The organism is Undibacterium sp. Tian12W, from assembly GCF_049339405.1.
In the GTDB taxonomy this organism is placed as follows: Bacteria; Pseudomonadota; Gammaproteobacteria; order Burkholderiales; family Burkholderiaceae_D; genus Undibacterium.
This window is the reverse complement of sequence record NZ_JBMPPK010000022.1, coordinates 65,913-85,844: the sequence shown is the minus strand read 5'-3', so window position 1 is coordinate 85,844 and position 19,932 is coordinate 65,913. Positions and strand designations below refer to the sequence as shown.

The following is a 19,932-nucleotide window of genomic DNA, read 5'->3' as shown; positions in this document are numbered from 1 at the left end:
TTTTACCCGATAGATGAACGATGACGTAATGCCTGCGCCCTGGCTGCCGCAACGACATGGGAGACATCGAAACCAAAATGTGTTTCGACTACTTTGCCCGGGGCGGAAAGGCCAAACGACTGCATGGATATCATCGTGCCGTGCTGGCCGGTATAACGTTCCCAGCCAAATGCCGATGCTGCTTCAACCGATACCCGGGCCAGCACGCCTGGTGGCAATACGTGATCACGATAAGCTTCGCTCTGGCTTTCAAATAAATCCCAGGATGGCATGCTGACGACGCGGGCGCGAACGCCTTCTGCGCTCAATTGCTCGTAAGCGGCAATACAGAGTGCAACTTCGCTTCCCGTTCCCAGCAGCAGTACTTCTGGTCTTTCATCGACCGCATCGGCGAGTATATAAGCACCCTTTGCGACTCCACTGGCGCTGGCGTATTTTTGTCGGTCTATCGTAGGCAATGCCTGCCGCGACAAGACCAGGCTGGAAGGGCGATCACTGGTTTTCATGATCACCCGCCAGGCTTCCAGCACTTCATTCGCGTCCGCCGGGCGCAGTAAAACCATGCCGGGCATGGCACGAAATGACGCGAGCTGCTCTACAGGCTGGTGAGTAGGACCGTCTTCGCCCATGCTAATCGAGTCATGCGTCCAAAGATAAATGACCGGCATGCCCATCATTGCAGACAAGCGGATTGCCGCACGCGCATAGTCGGTAAATACGAAGAAACTGGCTGCAAAAGGCCGTAACCTGGAGAGTGCCATGCCGTTGGCGATAGCACACATGGCATGTTCACGTATGCCGAAATGAAAATTTCGTCCTGCATAACTGGCAGATTCATTCCCCAGTTCAGCACTGAAGTAGGCATTGTCAATGGTGACAATGGCTTCAAAATCACCTGCCGCGTCAAAATTCAAATTTGTCTTGGTGGATGGTGCCAGATCGGCTGCGCCGCCAAGCAGCCATGGCATGTGTGACGCGATGGCATTCAAGACTTTGCCCGAGGCTTCTCGTGTGGAGAGCCCTTTTTGGTCTGGTGAAAAGTCAGGTAAGGCGAGATCCCAGCCGTCTGGCAATTCACCGGCCTGCATGCAATCAATTTGTTTTGCTAGTTGGGGATGCTGCTGGCAATAGTCGGCAAACAAGCTGTTCCACGAGGTATGGGCGTCTTTGCCACGTTGACCAAATTGCGCACTGAAGTGTGCCTGCACGCCGTCAGGTACGGCAAATTGCGCATCCGGGTCCATGTGATAAGACTGTTTTGCCAGCCTCGCTTCGTCAATGCCAAGTGGTTCGCCATGTGCCTCCCGGCTGTCTTGCTTGTGGGGTGCACCATAGCCTATATGGCTTTGCACGACGATCAGCGTTGGCCTGTCCTGGGTGTCGACAAAACGCTGTAAGGCACTGGTCTGTTGATCCAGGTTATTCGCATCAGCTACGCTGATGACTTGCCAGCCATAGGCACGAAATCTTGCTACGACATCTTCTGTAAAGGTGATTGCAGTCGTACCTTCAATGCTGACGTGATTGCTGTCGTAAATCCAGCAAAGATTGGCCAATTCCAAATGGCCTGCCAGGGAGGCCGCTTCAGCACTGATACCTTCCATCATGTCGCCATCACCACACAAGGTGTAAACATTGTAGTCAAACAGGGCATAGCCAGGTCTGTTGTAGGTGGCGGCCAGCCAGCGTTGCGCAATTGCCATGCCAACACTGTTCGCCAAACCTTGACCAAGTGGCCCTGTGGTAGCTTCTACCCCCGCAGTCCAGCCGTGTTCCGGATGGCCTGTGCAGCGGCTGCCAGCCTGACGAAAGCTTTGCAGATCTGCCATGCTGACGGCGAGATTGTCAGAAAAATCATCGGCTTTCGACTTGACACCACATAAATAAAGCATGCTGTATAACAAAGCTGATGCATGACCGACAGACAACACAAAACGATCTCGATTGAGCCACCCAGGGTCATCGATATCAAATCGCAGATAACGTTGCCAAACACAATACGCAGTTGGCGCTGCACCCATCGGGGTGCCAGGGTGACCCGATTTCGCCTTTTCTACCATGTCAATGGAGAGCGTACGCAAGGTATTGATACAAAGCACATCGAGCGCGGCAAGCGAATCTTGCCTGTCTGTACCACTACTCTCTTTGAGAGTATGGTCGGCATTCATGAAAAGGAACTAATTGTTAGTGCGGCGGTGTTTGTCGAATTTGCAGCCAGGTCAATTTGTTTACACTTATCCTCGATGACGGACATCATTTCATTCCATGAAGCTGTGAATGCGAGAACACCTTGGTCTTGCAAACGGGATGCAAGCGCTTCGACATCAATACCCTCACGCCTGAATTCTTCCACCACCTCGTTTGCATAGCCTCCATCCTTTGGCAATACTGTAGCTACCTTGCCATGGTCTGCAAATGCCAAAAGTGTTTTCTCAGGAACGGTATTGATTGTATTTGCAGCCACTAAGGCTTCAACATACATCGTGTCCGATACATTTGTATCTTTAGTCCCGGTGCTGGCCCATAGCAACCGTTGGGGCATTGCACCATTAACCGCCAGGTTTTGCCAGCGTTCAGAGATTAACAGCTCGCAATAGGCTTGATAACATTGCATAGCAATGGCTATACCAAGGCGGTTATGAAATTCAGGAGATATTTCCTCTTTCACGGCAACATCCCAGCGACTCACGAACAAAGAGGCAACTGAATGGACGTGTAAATGTAAGCCCGCAAGCTGACGTCGTTCCATACCTCTTAAATAAGCATTTGCCGCTGCCAGGTACTGTTCACGCGAAAACAATAAAGTAACGTTGATCGGAATGCCATCGAAGGTGGCTTGCTCAATCGTCAGCATCCCCGCTGGGGTGGCTGGGATTTTGATGTACAGGTTAGGTAATGCCGCTTGATTGTGTAAGTGCGTAGCGGCTCTTAGCATATTGAGCGTGTCATGTGCTAAGAGCGGCGACACTTCGAGCGACACCCAGCCATCAACGCCATCACTTGCTTCAAATATAGGGCCAAGCAAATGCGCTGCCTGCGTCAAATCCTCTAGAGCTAACGTAAAAAAGAGTTCTTGGCCAGTCAATCCCTCTTTAGAGAGTTGGACAATGGCTGAGTCATAGCTAGTCCCTGATCCTATGGCATGTTGGAAAATGGTAGGATTTGAAGTCAAACCACTCACATTCAAATCGACGATGTAGCTTTGCAATGTGCCACTTTCGAGTAGATCACGATGAATATTATCCAGCCACACACTTTGACCCAGATCGCGCAATTGGCTGGTATGAGCATTCATATTGGTTCCATTTAATATTTCTAACTAGAGAATGGCCACGACTTAACAGCAATTGGACTGTCAAAGTTGACAAATGCGTTGTACTTATAGTCCATCAGGTCCCCCAGGCAATCAACACTGATGTCTGCAGGTGGATACATAGCCAATGTGTCTGCATCTAAAGCAAAATGACCTTGGCGGACGAATACGGTTGTAAGTCGGTTTTGCATAAGTTTCTTCATTGCGGTGAGCACCCGCAATTTATCGTCTATCATCACATAGTGCTGCCCTGGGTATTGATGAACGATGGCCGCAATCATTTTTTCTTTGTGAATATAAACCAGTACCCTTCCATCCACCGCGTCCCATAAACCAGAACGGAGAATCTTCCGTGGCTGATAAGCTATGTCTCCATCAGAAACGATAACAGTGCTTCCTATCGTTTCAAGCTGCGCGATCAACTCCAGAGCATGAGGGTACAAGCGGTCTGCAAATAAATAATCCATCAGGAAACTTGATATCCGCAGTAATGCTTGATTGTTTGCACTATGCTTATGGCCAAACTCATTTTCTATCGAAAAGGCTTGATCAGACCGGAAGCGTTGCAATGCACCAAAGTAGTCTGCATACCCTAATTCGACGCGCAGTTGCTCAACGATGTCCCAATAATGCGCGGCACTTTCAGAACCAAAATCTGTATAAAGAAGCTGGCCTAATTCATATAAAATTTGGTCGTTGTTGAGTAAAGTGTTGTCAGCGTCAATCAAAAATACCAGGTTCTTCCTGACAGGCATTTCTTCAAGCTCAAGATCTTTTTCAGGTGACATTATTGAGGGCTCTCTATGGGAGATGCATTATGTTTTTCCACATGCCCACCAAATTCATTGCGCATTGCGGATAACATCCTATTGGCAAAGTCCCCCCTTCCTCGAGAAGCGAAGCGCTCAAACAATGCAGCACTCATCACGCTAATGGGAACCGCCTCTTCAATCCCAGCAAGGATAGTCCAGCGGCCCTCGCCGGAGTCAGCCACATGCCCTGCGTAAGCTTGTAGATGAGGGTCTTGAAGCAAGGCCGATGCGGTCAAATCAAGCAGCCAGGAGCTAATAACACTACCACGACGCCATACCTCAGTAATTTGAGGTAAGTCCATATCGTACTGATAAAATTCTGGATTGCGTAGCGGAGTACTCTCAGCATCGATATCTACTTTAAACTCTAGCTTGCCTATATTGGCGCTATGAAGAATGTTTAATCCTTCAGCATAGGCGGCCATGATTGCATACTCAATACCGTTGTGTATCATCTTGACGAAATGACCTGCGCCATAACCACCACAGTGTAAAAATCCTTGTTCAGCATCATTAACTTCAAGCGCATTGAGCACACGTCCTGGTGTACGGGTAGCGAGTGCAACGCCAGGTGAAAGAGACAGAAATATTGGACGCATATAAGCAACGGTGTTGGCTTCGCCACCTATCATCAGACAATAGCCACGCTCCTGACCTGCTATGCCACCACTCGTTCCGACATCAAGGTAGTGTATCCCTTGCTCCTGCATTTCAGAACTACGTCGTATATCGTCGCGATAGTAAGAATTTCCGCCATCAATAACAATGTCGCCCCTTGCAAGCAAGGGCAATAAACTTGCCAATACACCGTCGACGATTGCTGCTGGCACCATTAGCCAAATGGCTCGGGGTGTTGACAACTGCAGCACCAAATTTTGCAAGGAAATGGCCACACTTGCACCATCCGCTTCAACTTCAGACATTGCCTGCTCTAAAGAGTCATGGACAACGCAGTCATGCCCACTTGCAAGCAGACGCCTAACCATGCCTGAGCCCATCCTGCCTAAACCTATCATGCCCATTTGCATAGTCGTTTACCTGCTTTAAGTGAGAGTACGGACAAGCTATAGATTAAGCCAAAATAAGCAAGCCATCTGTTCGATGGCACACAGACAGCACAGAATAAATTCAGCATGATACGTTTAAAATTCGAATAAGCACTTGAGTATGTACTTGTTCGGTAGCTTTATGAATGTACAGAAATTCACCGCAAATAATCTTGAAGTAAATCGATATACAAAGAAGTAAAAAAGAGGCATAAAAGACGCTCTTTCGCATTTTTTTGATAACTAGGTTTGACACTAAAATGAGTAAAAAATCGACTACTTCAAAATCAAAGAAGCATCTCCAAATTCAACCTAAAATCATCCCGCATGTGCAACCGAAGATGACAGATATTGAAGACGATGTGGATAAAGCTTTAGACGAAGCTTTGAAAGAAACATTTCCCGCCAGTGACCCTATTGCCGTGGATGCTGACATGCCTCTGCACGGATTTAACGAAGCAGACAAAAATAGCAAATAGTGGCGACAAGTTTAGTAAGTACCACTTCCCTGGACCGTGTTGCAAGCTCGACGGCAATTGCGACTCTCTCCTTTATTGATTCGCATCCTCTTTGCAAATCAGTCTTTACACCTACCCAGAAAGAAATTTCATGTCAACTAATCTTGTCCTTGTATGGATAGATCATGTCCAGGCTCACATAATTCATTTCAATGCGGATACTGCAGAGACTGACATTATCCATACTCACTCTACTCATCCTCATCTGCATACCAAGGCAGGAAATGTGGGAGCAGGCCGGGCACCTGAGGATACGCAATATTTTGATGATATCGCCGCCAAGCTAAAAGACTCGCTGGAAATTCTGATTGTTGGGCCTGGATTTGAAAAACTGGAACTGATGAAGTATCTCCTGAAACACCATGATGCAATTGCACAGAAGGTTGTAAGTGTAGAGACAGTAGGTCATCCAAGTGATGCGCAACTCTTGGCTTATGCACGAATTTATTTTCTCAAAGAAATTAAACCCGCAACAATTTAGGTCTTGAAGATGCAATCAATCATTAAATCCATCAATAGCATCGAATGTATTAGCGTCATATCACACTAAAACTGGGAGGTGAATTTGTTACCACAAGTGAAGCAGTCTGCGACAGTAAAAATACACGAAGTGAAATTGCGTCGCAAAATGAAGGCAGAGTCAGCTGTGAAAATAATAATAAGAAATTGCCTAAGACAAGTTCAAGAAAACAAGCTAGCAATGCAACTTCGCGACAATCCTGAGCACATTCGACAAATGCATATAAGTCTACGTCGTTTATCGTCCGCATTGGAGTTGTTTAACGAGATTGCACCGCTATCCACAACGCTGCAGACTGATCTGGACAACTTATCATTAAAATTGGGATTGGCCCGGGATTGGCGAGTACTGTCAGATTCGTCACTAATCGAAATCGAAGCAATCGCTCCGGCAGAATTAAAAATGTCCACCCTGGGAAAAACTGCATTAAATATCACCAACAAAGAGGAGAAGAATGCCTACGATGCGGTAAGTAAAAATGGTTTTTCACAAATGATGTCTGCCTTATCAAATTGGCTTGAGCAAGAAAAATCTGCTGAGCCTGACAATTCTCATAAGAACAAGAAATGGAATAAAAAAATCCCGCATGTAGCAAAGAAAATTTTAATGCGTCAACAACGGCATTTACTTAAGATTGGCAATCACCTTCTTAAGCAAGATAAGGATGCAAATCCTTCTGAAAATCACAAATTTCGGATAGCAGTGAAGCGATCCCGCTATTCATGCATATTCTTTCGGGATTTGTTTCCTAAAAAGGATATGGATAGATACTTAGCTTCATTAAGTGCCTTGCAGGACAATTTGGGCGTCAGTAATGATGCTGCAGTCGCTGAAATACTACTGCTTGATTTGATTCAAGATAAGCCAGATCATCTGGCAAGTTGTAACTTTTCGCGTGGGTATGTGCTTTCGCAATCCATACCTCAACAGCGCAAGTTACGTCCACTTTGGAAGTTATATAAACACATAAATCTACCGGACCTTAAGTGAACATCAAATTTTCTTCTTAAAGTGAGAATAGTGTGAGTAAAGGATTCAAGCTTAGTTATCGTGACTGGATAATCAGTCCATTCGCCATTCCCTTATCCGATGGACGATGGTCGGCTAGCTGTGAAATTGGATGCTTCGACGCACATGGCCTGGACACTTTTCAAAGCGCATTGCCAGTATGTGTGCGTGATAACAGGCACGATGCGATCAATGCTGCTTGTGAAGATGCAAAGCATCACATAGATGGAATTATCGCCGACCCACGTGGGTGATTAGGTTCACTGCATTAACAACAGAATCTCCAAAAAAGAGCTTATGTTGTTAATGCAGTTGAACACGTAAGTTAGGCTGCACAGCTTGAGTTCAATTTAAGCAGATTACTTCGCTTCTTTGACTTCTTCAAAATCGGCATCAACGGTGCCGTCCTGCTTTTCATGATGCATGTCTGAAGACGCTTGCTTGTCTTGTTGCGCCTGTTGCTCGTTAGATTGATTATTCATTTTAGGGCTCAACTCTTGAGCAATACTGGATAAGGCGAGCTGTTTGGCATCTATGTCCGACTTGTCATTGCCGAGCATGGCGGCTTCCAAGTCTTTGATCGCTGTATTAAATTTTTCCTTATCAAGCGTACTCAACTTTTCACCATGTTCACGCATCAATTTACTCACTGTGTGGACTAACGTGTCAGCCTGATTACGTGATTCCGCCAAATCTTTTAATTTCTTGTCTTCTTCAGCATTTAGTTCAGCATCCTTTACCATAGTCTGAATCTCTGTTTCAGTGAGGCCTGAGTTGGCCTTAATTGTTATCTTATTCTCTTTTCCGGTGGCCTTGTCCTTGGCACCGACATGCAGTATGCCGTTGGCATCAATGTCAAAACTGACTTCTATCTGGGGTGTACCGCGTGACGAGGGTGGAATTCCTTCCAAATTGAATTCCCCTAAAGTCTTGTTGCCAGCGGCAATTTCTCTCTCTCCCTGATACACCTTGATCGTTACCGCAGCTTGATTGTCATCAGCAGTCGAAAATACCTGACTGAACTTGGTTGGAATCGTCGTATTTTTAGGTATCATCTTGGTCATGACACCGCCCATTGTTTCTATACCCAGAGACAACGGTGTAACGTCCAGCAAGAGTAAATCTTTTTGGTCGCCGGATAACACTGCACCCTGAATCGCTGCACCGACAGCAACAGCTTCATCTGGATTAACATCCTTGCGAGCATCTTTCCCAAAGAATTCTTTCACTTTCTCCTGGACTTTTGGCATGCGCGTCATACCACCAACAAGAATAATGTCATCGATGTCAGTCACTTTGACGCCAGCATCCTGAATTGCAATACGGCATGGTTCTATTGTCGCGCTGATCAATTCTTCAACCAGAGCTTCTAGCTTTGCTCTCGTGATCTTCTGTGAGAGGTGGATAGGTGCGCCATTGGCCATAGCGATATATGGCTCGTTAATTTCAGTTTGCTGCGCAGACGATAACTCAATCTTTGCACGTTCTGCAGAAGCCTTGATACGCTGTAGCGCAATAGGGTCTTTTTTAAGATCAAGTCCATGTACCTTCTTAAATTCTTCGATGATGTAGTCAATAATGCGCTGATCGAAGTCTTCGCCCCCAAGAAATGTATCGCCATTAGTGGACAGAACTTCAAACTGACGTTCACCTGCCAACTCAGCGATTTCGATGATAGATACATCGAAAGTACCACCGCCCAAGTCATATACGGCAATCTTGCGATCGCCTTTTTCGTTCTTGTCCATACCAAATGCGAGAGCCGCAGCGGTAGGTTCGTTAATAATCCGCTTTACTTCCAGCCCAGCGATGCGTCCAGCATCCTTAGTAGCTTGTCGTTGAGCATCATTGAAATAGGCCGGTACAGTAATTACTGCTTCAGTTACCTCTGTGCCCAGATAATCTTCTGCTGTTTTTTTCATTTTGCGCAAGATTTCAGCAGAAATCTGCGGAGGAGCCAGCTTTTTGTCGCGCACGGCTATCCATGCGTCACCGTTATCTGCTTTAAGGATGTTAAAAGGCATAAGAGCAATATCTTTCTGCACTTCTTTTTCATCAAACTTTCGGCCTATCAATCTCTTGACTGCATACAAGGTATTTTTAGGGTTGGTCACTGCTTGCCGTTTGGCGGGTGCGCCCACCAGGATTTCTCCATCTGCCTGATAGGCGATGATAGATGGCGTCGTGCGCGCACCTTCAGAATTCTCAATGACTTTTGGCTTGCCATTTTCCATCACTGCAACACAAGAATTGGTGGTACCCAGATCAATGCCGATAATTTTAGTCATGATAATTCCTTTGTTGGATAGGCTTCAGGTTGCTGCTACGGCATCTGCTAAAACCGAATGCACATGTGCCAGGTCATCAGCATTGCCATGTACCATGAGAATGTACTTATCAACTTTTAATGCCATCTCATATTTAATTATCTGTTTGTCTGATACACCTATCTGACTGAGTGCAGCACCTATTGCAGACAATCCACCAACAACCATTGCCCCTTCAAGGGCTGCAACCAAAGCCGTGACCACGGGACCAGCCATAGCCAGCAACCCAAAGCCGGGCAGGAAGAAAACAGCAGGCGCCATTAGCAGCCCCCAAATCCCGCCCCAAAAAGCGCCATTTCCGCCCCAGGATCTAATACGATCGCCGGTTGTGTAGAAGCCGATCGGTTGTTCTTCACTGTGATAGCCCTTGCCAATTAAGGACAATTTTTTTACATCGAAGCCAGATTTACTGAGCGAACGAATGGCGTCTTCCGCTTCTAGGTGCGTGTTATAAATGTAGGCGGGTGAATTTTTAATGTCCATTATTTTTCCTAAAAGATTTGAAGAAATGCGAGAGCATTGAGAATTTAAACAGCACCTACAAAGACGAGTAAAGATGCTGGTATTGCTTGAGGATCAATAAGACAGCGTCATGTTATCGACTACTTTTTTTACACCAGGTGTACCCCATGCAGCATGCCTTGCAGATTCACGCTCAGCCCAGTTGCCTACTTTTCCGGACAAGGTCACATTAGCGTTATCCACTACGACGTTTATTTTTTTTGCGTCATCCATGGCGCTGCGTTTCAATGCGGCTTCAATTTCTGATTTGACGACACCAGGGGACACTTTACTTTTAATCTGGATATCGTCGCTCACGCCTCTGACACCCATTAAGTAACGAACGGCAACGACTGCTGCTACCTTTTGAAATTCCCAATCAACTTCTCCTGAGAGAGTGATCCAGCCATTTTCAACCATGATCTTGACTGATCCATACGGTAAAATCGACATCCAGCCCAACACGTTTTGTGCCGTAGCGGCAATGTCACGATCATGCCTGTGGCTAGTGCCAGGCAAATCAATTTCGATCTCAACAGCGAGCGCTTTAACACCAGTGACACGTTGTGTAGCGCGTTCGACTTCCAGTTTTTCTGAATAGCTATCGACATGCCCAGCGAGAGTCACGATGCCATCCTTTACCTCCACACCAATTCTTGCTGCATTAATAGACGGCTCCCATTGCAACTCAGCATTAACGTCTTCTTTCAGTTTTGCATCGGTTTTCATTTTTGTCTCTTTTCACAGTTGGGGAAAATTTAGCCTACAAGCATTTCGTTGCTTGGTCTGTTCGATGTCAAACATATAGCAGTCTTTTTTATATTTTTTACGCGTAATTCCAAAAGAAATCACTTATGGAACAAGCACTGCTGCACCTTCGAACCGACCGGCACGAAGGTCATCAAGCGCTGAATTTGCCTGGCTAAGGGGATAGCTGTTGGTGTGGGTAACGATTCCAATCTGAGGTGCTAGTCGGAAAAAATCGGCTCCATCTTGCCGCGTCAGGTTTGCGACCGACACAAGTTGCCGCTCTTCCCACAATAAGCGATAGGGCAAGCTGGGAATATCACTCATGTGAATCCCAGCGCATACAACACGCCCGCCCTTTCGAACCGCCTTTAACGCAATAGGCACTAGATCACCGTCGGGTGCAAAAATAATCGCTGCATCGAGGTGGTCTGTGGGCAATTCGTCAGACCCTCCCGCCCAGGTGACGCCAAGATGAAGCGCAAAAGCTTGGGTCGCAATATCACTGGGACGGGTGAAAGCATATACAGAGCGTCCCTGCCATTTCGCTACCTGTGCCACGATATGTGCAGATGCGCCGAATCCATACAGTCCCAGCTTTCTGCCGGGTCCAGCGATACCTAAGGAACGCCACCCAATAAGGCCAGCACAAAGCAAAGGCGCAAGGTCCACATCGCTACCCACTTCCCCTAGTCGTATGGCAAAGTGGGCATCAACAATCGTGTGCGTCGCAAAACCACCGTCGCGAGTGTATCCGGTGAATATCGGTCGATCACAGAGATTTTCATGGTTGTCGACGCAATATGGGCAAACACCGCAGGTATGGCCAAGCCAAGGGACGCCGATACGCTCGCCCAACGTGAATCCCTCAACCCCGAATCCTATTTTATCTATTCTCCCTACAATTTCATGTCCAGGGATTATCGGTACCTGCGGAGTAGGCAATTCGCCATCAACCACATGCAAGTCTGTGCGACAGACGCCGCATGCACCAATTTTCACGCGAATTTCGCCTGGCCCTGGTTCACGATCAGGTAAATTCGTCCATTCAAGCGGAGTACCAATCTTGTTCAATACCATTGCTTGCATAATAAATTCACCTATGACCTAGGTAACGCTTGTAATTGCGAAAAGACTGTTGGAAGCAGATCAGGAATATCCTCAGCTAATAGCTTTGGACCGAAAGCACTAGCAGCAGCACCGTGCAGCCAAACTGCTGCTGCGGCGGCCAGGAAGGGGTCCATACCTTGTGCCAGTAGGCCCAGTATGATGCCGCCAAGTACGTCTCCTGCACCTGCAGTAGCCAAGGTGGGTGGTGCGTTGGCATTGATAATGGCCCTTCCATCTGGTGCCGCGATTACTATATCGCTGCCTTTGAGAACGATGATGGCGCCGCATGCTCGTGCCGCAGCACGGGTCCGGGTCAGCTTGTCGCCGCTGACATCGAAGAGGCGGGTGAATTCGCCTTCATGGGGCGTCAACACACAGGGTCCAATGATGGACCTAGACAACACTGATAGATCATCCCGGAAAGTCGACAATGCGTCAGCGTCGAGTACAGTGGGTCGCCCCGTTTTCAAGATTTCCTGCACCTGCACACGAGTTGCCGGACCACACCCTGTGCCAGGGCCAATCAGAAATCCAGTATATCTACTATCAGACAGTAGCAATTGCAGATCTTCGGCAATCACGAGGGGACTTACCATGATACTGGTCAGGGAAGCCGCGTATATGGGCAATGCCAACTCAGGCACGGCTATGGTAGTCAGTCCTGCGCCGGAACGTGCCGCAGCGCGTGCTGCCATACGCGCAGCACCAGTCGCTGGATACCCGCCGATCAACAATGCGTGTCCACGCGTATATTTGTTGTCATTTTCCGCGAGCTTAGGAAGAGCACTTGCCCATAATCTTGGATCGTTTTCAAAAGTATCGGGATTGACCTCACCGAATACGGACACCGGCGTGCCAATGTCGGCCACTACCACTTCGCCGCAGAGCGATCGTCCTGGCAACAGCAGATGACCGGGCTTCTTGCGAAAGCAAGTTACCGTGAGTACACACTTTACAGCACCGAGACTTAAACCCGAGTCACCCATTAAGCCACTAGGTACGTCAACCGCGACGATTGGCAACTTGCTAGCTGCTGCGGCTAACGTGGTAGCAGCAACACCTTCGAGCGGACGACTTAACCCTGCCCCGAAAATTGCATCAACAACCAATTCTGCGCCATCAAGTGCCTCTGGAGCCATGCATTCTACAGACCCCCGCCACAGTGCTGCGTGGTGGGCAGCAGGGCCTCGAAGCTGATCTCGCGGCACCAATAATGCAACACGCACAGGCCAGTTGGCTTCAGCTAGTCGCCTGGCCACCACAAAGCCGTCCCCACCATTGCTACCAGGGCCACATAGAACGACGAGAGGACGTCTTGCCCAGCGCTGCAGGATAGCTTGTGCGACGGAGCGACCCGCATTTTCCATCAGATCAATATCGCTGATGCCGACCGCAGCAGTCAAGCGATCAGCTTCAGCCATTTGATTTGCCGTAAGCAAAGCCGTCGAAGTATTCAGGACGAATGACATTGGATTACCTCATGAGTCGATAAATTCGAGCACAACACGGGCAGGTACATCGCCATGCGCAAGTCGCTCGAATACCTTATTGATCGCCGACAGTGGTTGCAATTCAATATCAGCTTTGACCTTGCCGTCTACAGCGAAAGCTAGTGCTTCTGCCATGTCCAGGCGATTGCCCACGAAAGAACCACGAATCGTGATGCAATTGGCGACGACATCGAACAATGGTGTCGGGAATTCCCCGGGCGGCAACCCTACCAATACACAGGTGCCCCACTTGCGGGTCATACCTACACCCTGTTTGAACGCTGCAAGCGAAGGTGCGGTAATCAATACTCCATGCGCCCCGCCACTAGTGGCTTTCTTCACTGCTTCAATTGCATCCTCGGCCTTGGCATTGACAACTGCATCCGCGCCAAGACGTTTGGCATGTGCGAGCTTACTGTCATCAATATCGACTGCACATACATGCAAGCCCATCGCCTTTGCGTACTGAACAGCTAAATGTCCCAAGCCACCAACGCCGGAAATGACAATCCAATCGCCGGGTTTAGCTTGCGTTTCTTTGATTCCCTTATACGATGTAATGCCCGCACAAATAAGCGGTGCAGCATCTCGTGATGCCAGGTGTGATGGAATGTGCGCAACATAATTTGGATCAGCAACAATGAATTCGGCAAATCCGCCATTCTTCGTATAACCACCAAACTGGGCATCAGCACACACCGGCTCACGGGCCGCCAGGCAGTATTCGCAATGTCCGCAAGCCGAGTAGAGCCAGGGTACGCCTACCCGGTCGCCTTCTTTTACGGCAGTTACTCCTTTACCTAGGGCAGTAACAACGCCTATGCCTTCGTGCCCTGGAATGAATGGTAATGCAGGCTTGAGCGGCCAATCACCATTGGCAGCATGTAAATCCGTGTGACAAACACCGCAGGCTTCGGTTTTTATGAGAATCTGGCCGGGACCAGGTTGGGGAATGTCCCATTCTCTGATAGCTAATGGCTTACCGAAATTTTCGACAACTGCCGCTTGCATTTTTTGTGTCATGAATATCTCCTTTTGAGCCTACGTAAGCTCACGCAACCTGCGATGTGGTAAGACAACGACCCCGATATGGGTTTTGCCCCTGATTGCCAGACTGCTGAAAGTGGACGAAATCAGTCCGAGGATCCGCTCTGATAGCTAATCTGGTTTTTGGTATCAGACAATCTACCGTCTTGAGATTTCATTGTTAAGGTTCCCTTCAAACGATGAGAATGGTCGCCCGCTTCGTTTATTGTCGAAGTCAAAGGAGGCTCAAGTGCCACGCGACACCTGCGTGCAAGTGGCTTTGTTAAAACTGAGACGTTGTTGATGTACATGATTGAATTTTTTCGTCAATCAGTTGGGGGCAGCGTGCTCTGTAATACGGACCAACTTCTTATTCACGAATTCTTGTATTCCCATGTTGCCCAATTCGCGTCCGTAACCGGAGTATTTGATCCCGCCAAACGGAAGTTCAGCATCTGCCCAATCGAGATTATTAATAAACATCATGCCGGTATCGACCTGGCTTGCAATACGTTTGCCACGCGCGATGTCTTGGGTGAATACTGACCCGCCCAAGCCAAAGTCGGAATCGTTTGCCAACGCAATGGCAGCTGCTTCGTCTTTGACACGGTAGAAGCAAACCACTGGTCCAAAGAATTCATCGCGGAAAGCTGGATTTTCTGGCTTGATGTCAGTGAGGATCGTGATTTCCATAAAGGAGCCAGCGCGGTTAAGACGCTTACCTCCCATCACTAGCTTGGCACCATGTTTCACGGCACCGTCAACCTGCTTGATTAATTGAAGTAATGCTTCTTCTGTCGATAAAGGCCCATGCGTGGTTGATTCGTCCATCGGATCACCTGGTATTAATGCAGACAATGCAGACGAGAATTTCTCAAGAAATTCGTCAGCTATAGAGTCGACCACAATAAAACGCTTCGCGGCACAACAAGTTTGACCACCGTTATACATTTTTCCCCAGACCGCCCATGGAATAGTTGTTTCGAGGTCAGCGTCTTCAAGCACGATAAACGCATCACTACCCCCTAATTCCATCGAAGTCTTTTTGAGGTTTTGCCCAGCTCGGGCAGCAACGGCCCGTCCCGCCGCAACACTCCCGGTCAATGCCACACCTCTGATACGTGGATCGTCGATCACGGCCTCTGACTGTTCATGTGTAATCAGTAAATTCGTATAAGTTCCCACAGGAGCACCAGCATCAATCCAGAGCTTTTCAAAGGCAATCGCACATTGTGGTACACAGCCTGCATGCTTCACTACCACGACATTACCAGCCATTAATTGCGGTCCGGCGACACGCGCAAGTTGGTAATACGGGAAATTCCATGGCTCAACGCAAAAGAGCACACCAAATGGGCTGCTTTCTATGTGTGCCTCGCCGACTTTCGGGCTCAACGTCATTGGCTTGAGAAAGTTTTCGGCATGATCTGCGTAATAGGTCAGGATATCAGCGCTGAAAATAACTTCACCGCGCGCTTCGTTGATGCGCTTGCCCATCTCCAGCGTTGCCAGCTTGGCGAAATCATCCACATTCGCAGCCATAAGCTTGGCTGCCCTATTTACGATAGCGGCGCGGTCTTTGTAGCTAGTATGTCTCCATGCTTGAAAACATGATTCAGCAGTAGCGAGTGATTTTTCAAGTTGAGATTTATTGAAATGCTCAAATGTTTTAATGATCTTACCGTCGTTCGGGTTGATGCTTTGATAGGCCATGATGTGAACTCTTTCTGAGTAATTGCAAAGGCTTCGCTCTCTGCAATATTGCTGAGAATGATCGTTTGCAAGGTAAATCTAATCGTCCGATAGTGGACTTCTATGCAATAGCCTTCGGTACGGTGGCACGCATATTAAAAATATCGCGATGTAAGGACTATCACGACATTTGGCAGCGACGATTAGAGAAAGAATTTGAAGCCGTCACGTGCTTGTAAGAACATCCTTGTTACCGATTTGTCGGCAATAAATACTGGAAAAATGGAGTGAATATTCAGACTACCAGTGAAGGAACAGTAGCCTTATCAGGTTGAGGTGGCGACGCATAAAAGAACAAAGTAACTAGGAAAATAGTGCTTGTGCTGCTTGGGATTACGGTTACTATGTTTCGGTCTTTTTTACGTTAGAACGGTGGCCTCTTCGCCTAGATTGGTTGCCGAGTAACCACAGTTATTTAAAGAAAAATAGATGGAATCATCCAACGCACCCATCAAATCATCGAGCTTGTATGGTTTGGTCAAATACCGAAAAAATCCGGCCTTGATGCCTTTTTCTATCTGATGCGGAAACGCATCTGACGATAATGCAATGACGGGAATATGCGCAATTTCTGGATCTGCAAGCAAAATTTCTAATGCTTCGAAGCCGCTAATACCGGGCAAGTTAATATCCATCAAGATAACATCCGGTTGATTAGTGCGGGCTATCGTAATACCAAGATTGCCATCCCTAGCTGTTAGCAACTTCCAGTCAAGGCGTCTCGCCAGCAAGTTACCTACCAAAGCTAAATTTGCCGGATGGTCTTCGATATAAAGCACTTTACGATAGTCAGGTAGGATTTTTTGCGTGGAAAAAATAGTTTCTTGACTGCAAATATGTGTATTAGACAAATCAGGAGCCTCTTTACAATAAGTTGGAGATCATAGAAAAATCTATACACACCAAAAATAGTCCAAGTTGGAAAACTCTTGGTTAAACAAAAGTTTTTATCTTTAGTAAGTGCACAGGTGAGATTAAACCTTATGTGAGCTCTGGTCTGTGCGACATCACACTTATACGCATTTCATTTCATTGCGCAACAGTAATGGGACATATGAGTGCAAACGACAAATCGTTTGATTTACATCAAGGTGCTAGACCAAAGATATCTCTGTAAATCATAGAGAACGGATTTACTCAGACTGAATAGGTCGATGATGATTCCAAGCAAGTGATTTGATTGAGAAGATTTGGAAACAATTTCCCATTGAAATAGTGACGTTAGATCGAATTAATCAGCAGAATGAATTGTTTACTGGCTTACGAACTCATAATCAATGTTTGTCAATCGCCCCTTAAAGTATGGTGCCGGTCCCGCCGGCAATTCCCACTCCACCTCACCCAGCAGCGGGATAGACATACCGAAACGCTGTTCATACGTACCTAAACGGCAAAGCCATGGTGCCGACTCGGTTGCCGTTCGCGAACGGGATTTAGACCATACTTCCGCGATCAAGCCATCTGCCCCGAATCTAAAATCTAGCGAGACAGTCGTTGTGCCATCACTGAGAGTCGCCCTTGCGGAGGTTTCATCGATGCTTTGCCATAGCACACCCTGGCTAGGCAGCAGTGCTGTTGGATACCAAACCGCCTCAGCCAGATAACGCATCAACTCGCCGCTTGCCAACGCCGCAGTATCACGTAAGTCTGCCACTGTTATAAGACCGAGTAGGGCAGCACGCAAAGATCCGGCACCAAGAACATAGGCATCCCGAACCCAGACATAGATGCCCGGAGCCATCCTGATGCGCGCATCCCATTCAAATCCTGGCGGATGCGTTGTCACGAACTGGGTAGCCTGGAACGGTTGCCAGTTGTCCTTCTTCTCGTTTTGCCGAAACGTCCCTTGCTGTGTAAACCGAACAATGGCGATCATTGCCTGCCCCTCGCGCAATGCGGTCTCAAAGTAGCGTTTCACTGGTAACGGTAGATCTTCGATTTCGACTGGATCATAGAATTTTATGGAAAAGAGACGACAGGCAGCTTGCATTTTTTCGGACAGGGCGAAGCTCCTGCGCTGCCAGCGCAAGCGGCCCTGTGTCAAAGCGACAGCCGTAGCCGAAACCACCAACGCTATCATGTAGGCCAGAATGATCATCAGCTCACCCCTTTAGCAATTGTGCGTCAACACCACGACGTGGAGCAGGTCCGACTGGTGGTGCAAAACCAGCCCGAGCCCACATCTGCACGGTGCCGTCCGGATGAGATACATTGAGTAAACTGCGAATATCTGCATAGGGTTTGGCCTGTTCTGGATATTCCTGCAAGGCTTGCGAAAGTGGCTGCAAAGCGATTCCTGCGGCAGTGGCAGCAAGTTGCACCCGAACATAGGCGCGACCTGCATTAACCTGGGTCACGCGGTCATTGCCATCGGTAACCATCCACAAAAAGCCTGGTGTTGAGTCGAGCTTTGTATTGAAATCTTTGATCTGGCTGGTGGTGGCGTAGTCGGATGGTGCGGGCGGCTTGCCGCGGTTGAATAGCCCAAGCTTGCTCATCACGACAGGGAATCGGTCCAGCACGAACAAGCCATCTCGGTGTTGTGCAATTTCCGCACCTCCCACACGCAGCACCTTGTACGTTTCCATGACTACCCTCGCCGTACTCAGTTCGATACGCCATGCTTCGGCAGCAATGGAACGATGACGATGTAGCGCATCAGGCTGATCCAGGCCAACAAATCCAATACGCAAGGAATTCGGTTTAACACTCTCCGACATCGCTTGCCATGCCTCCGACGGCACGCGCTTGGCAGAGTCATAAACACTACGATTGGTTCGCCGATTCAGTATTTGAGCAAATAGGGGGTCCCGGATTACAGAGGGATCAGGCACTAGCCTTATACGCGCGACCGGTCGTTGATCAAGCGCGGACGAGCCGAACACGCCTTCTGGAAACAGTGAAATATCGGCTCTCAGACCCCGCTCACGTGCAGCCAGATCCAACAGCTCAAGAAAGGTACCATGGCTCATCATAATTTGCCGCGAGAATGGGTCAGTCTCTGGCAATAGGCGGGTCAGGTCGCAACACAATACTATCTCATTCGGTGTACGCAAATCTACAATCCATGATTGCAAATTGTGGGAGTGCGGTGCCAAGATCGCATAGCCGATTATCCAGCGTCTGAGGTCAGCTTCTTGGCCTGGGCCGCGCCACGACTCAATGGCAACGGCAGGCATGTGTTGAGCGCATCCTGCGGAGGCTATTGCAGCAGAGACGATAAAGCCGCCACCGGCTACCTGAACGAACATACGACGATCCATGTGCTGCTCCTCTTGCGTACATGCGTTTAAGCTTCCATAATCAATCATCATGCGCGTTGCTTAAGGCTGACTCTGTGCGCTGACACACTTACTGTTTGTGGTTACTAGCAAGCACAAATCCGACAATCTGGACGTATCATAGAGGCATGAGGCAACTGAATTTTTCCTTATATCGAAAGAGTTTTTGGAGCAACGAAGCATCTTGTGAAGATATGCCTTACTGATGCTAGCGATTTTTCAACTCAAAGCGGCCAGCGTCCTTAAAAAACTTCCCATGCATAGTAGAAATTTTTCTTCCAGCCATCATTTTGCGATTCATTTCGGTAATGACCATATGAATCACACCATGAGTAAACTGAACCAGGAAAGCAACTTCCCTTACAAGAAGTTCAAAATAAACGTTAGGATCTAATCAAGATTAGAGTGCGATGTTGAAGTATTTCCGTTCACAGCCAGTCCTGCAGGTAAATTGCATATCAGATCGCTGATAGTTTCCGAC

17 protein-coding genes are annotated in these 19,932 nt (G+C 47.9%); 3 read left to right on the top strand and 14 right to left on the bottom strand.

The genetic code is table 11. The features are described from left to right. Positions 1-2: 2 nt before the first annotated feature. Genes tkt through gnd form a run of 4 tightly spaced genes read right to left on the bottom strand, consistent with a single transcriptional unit; the run spans position 3 to position 5,153 of the window. A complete protein-coding gene (gene tkt / locus ACO0LI_RS24705) occupies positions 3-2,168 on the bottom strand; it encodes a transketolase (protein WP_423035976.1) in 2,166 nt (721 codons plus the stop codon). Further along, positions 2,165-3,295, bottom strand: coding sequence for a transaldolase (gene tal / locus ACO0LI_RS24700; protein ID WP_423035974.1), 1,131 nt, complete (start codon positions 3,293-3,295; stop codon positions 2,165-2,167). Before tal ends, tkt begins: the two co-directional genes overlap by 4 nt. Before the next feature lie 20 nt (positions 3,296-3,315). Beyond that, entirely contained in the window at positions 3,316-4,101 is a 786-nt protein-coding gene (locus tag ACO0LI_RS24695) for an HAD family hydrolase (protein WP_423007277.1), read from the bottom strand. After that, positions 4,101-5,153, bottom strand: coding sequence for a phosphogluconate dehydrogenase (NAD(+)-dependent, decarboxylating) (gnd, locus tag ACO0LI_RS24690; RefSeq protein ID WP_422952321.1), 1,053 nt, complete (start codon positions 5,151-5,153; stop codon positions 4,101-4,103). The genes ACO0LI_RS24695 and gnd overlap by 1 nt, the downstream gene beginning before the upstream one ends. A 278-nt stretch (positions 5,154-5,431) precedes the next feature. Between gnd and ACO0LI_RS24685 the strand changes: the two genes are divergently transcribed. From ACO0LI_RS24685 to ACO0LI_RS24675, 3 genes are all read left to right on the top strand, one after another. Next, positions 5,432-5,650 carry a hypothetical protein gene (locus tag ACO0LI_RS24685; protein ID WP_423035972.1) on the top strand — a complete coding sequence of 73 codons (219 nt, stop codon included), beginning with the start codon at positions 5,432-5,434 and terminating at the stop codon, positions 5,648-5,650. A gap of 130 nt (positions 5,651-5,780) precedes the next feature. Next, a complete protein-coding gene (locus ACO0LI_RS24680; RefSeq protein WP_422977665.1) occupies positions 5,781-6,170 on the top strand; it encodes a translational machinery protein in 390 nt (129 codons plus the stop codon). A gap of 84 nt (positions 6,171-6,254) precedes the next feature. Next, positions 6,255-7,199, top strand: a complete 945-nt coding sequence (locus ACO0LI_RS24675; protein WP_423035970.1) for a CHAD domain-containing protein — start codon at positions 6,255-6,257, stop codon at positions 7,197-7,199. Between the two features lie 377 nt (positions 7,200-7,576). On the opposite strand, the gene dnaK is transcribed toward ACO0LI_RS24675, so the two are convergent. The 10 genes from dnaK to ACO0LI_RS24625 all read right to left on the bottom strand — a co-directional run bounded on the left by dnaK (position 7,577) and on the right by ACO0LI_RS24625 (position 19,433). Beyond that, entirely contained in the window at positions 7,577-9,505 is a 1,929-nt protein-coding gene (dnaK, locus tag ACO0LI_RS24670) for a molecular chaperone DnaK (protein WP_422952325.1), read from the bottom strand. Positions 9,506-9,529: 24 nt separating this feature from the next. Then, positions 9,530-10,027 carry a general stress protein gene (locus ACO0LI_RS24665; protein ID WP_422952326.1) on the bottom strand — a complete coding sequence of 166 codons (498 nt, stop codon included), beginning with the start codon at positions 10,025-10,027 and terminating at the stop codon, positions 9,530-9,532. Between the two features lie 93 nt (positions 10,028-10,120). Further along, complete coding sequence (locus tag ACO0LI_RS24660) at positions 10,121-10,774, bottom strand: BON domain-containing protein (RefSeq protein ID WP_423035968.1); 654 nt, start codon at positions 10,772-10,774, stop codon at positions 10,121-10,123. Positions 10,775-10,897: 123 nt separating this feature from the next. Further along, the gene (locus ACO0LI_RS24655) at positions 10,898-11,881 is read right to left on the bottom strand and encodes a zinc-dependent alcohol dehydrogenase family protein (RefSeq protein ID WP_423035966.1); all 984 of its coding nucleotides are present in this window, start codon (positions 11,879-11,881) and stop codon (positions 10,898-10,900) included. 11 nt (positions 11,882-11,892) lie between these two features. After that, the gene (locus ACO0LI_RS24650) at positions 11,893-13,371 is read right to left on the bottom strand and encodes an NAD(P)H-hydrate dehydratase (protein WP_423035964.1); all 1,479 of its coding nucleotides are present in this window, start codon (positions 13,369-13,371) and stop codon (positions 11,893-11,895) included. Positions 13,372-13,380: 9 nt separating this feature from the next. Beyond that, complete coding sequence (locus ACO0LI_RS24645; RefSeq protein WP_423035962.1) at positions 13,381-14,415, bottom strand: zinc-dependent alcohol dehydrogenase; 1,035 nt, start codon at positions 14,413-14,415, stop codon at positions 13,381-13,383. 333 nt (positions 14,416-14,748) lie between these two features. Beyond that, on the bottom strand, positions 14,749-16,131 hold the full coding sequence (locus ACO0LI_RS24640; RefSeq protein WP_423035961.1) for an NAD-dependent succinate-semialdehyde dehydrogenase: 1,383 nt from the start codon (positions 16,129-16,131) through the stop codon (positions 14,749-14,751). Positions 16,132-16,529: 398 nt separating this feature from the next. Further along, positions 16,530-17,021, bottom strand: coding sequence for a response regulator (locus ACO0LI_RS24635; protein ID WP_423035960.1), 492 nt, complete (start codon positions 17,019-17,021; stop codon positions 16,530-16,532). A gap of 401 nt (positions 17,022-17,422) precedes the next feature. Next, the gene (locus ACO0LI_RS24630) at positions 17,423-18,268 is read right to left on the bottom strand and encodes a DUF6920 family protein (protein ID WP_423035958.1); all 846 of its coding nucleotides are present in this window, start codon (positions 18,266-18,268) and stop codon (positions 17,423-17,425) included. 4 nt (positions 18,269-18,272) lie between these two features. After that, complete coding sequence (locus tag ACO0LI_RS24625) at positions 18,273-19,433, bottom strand: Acg family FMN-binding oxidoreductase (protein ID WP_423035956.1); 1,161 nt, start codon at positions 19,431-19,433, stop codon at positions 18,273-18,275. Between the last annotated feature and the right edge of the window lie 499 nt (positions 19,434-19,932).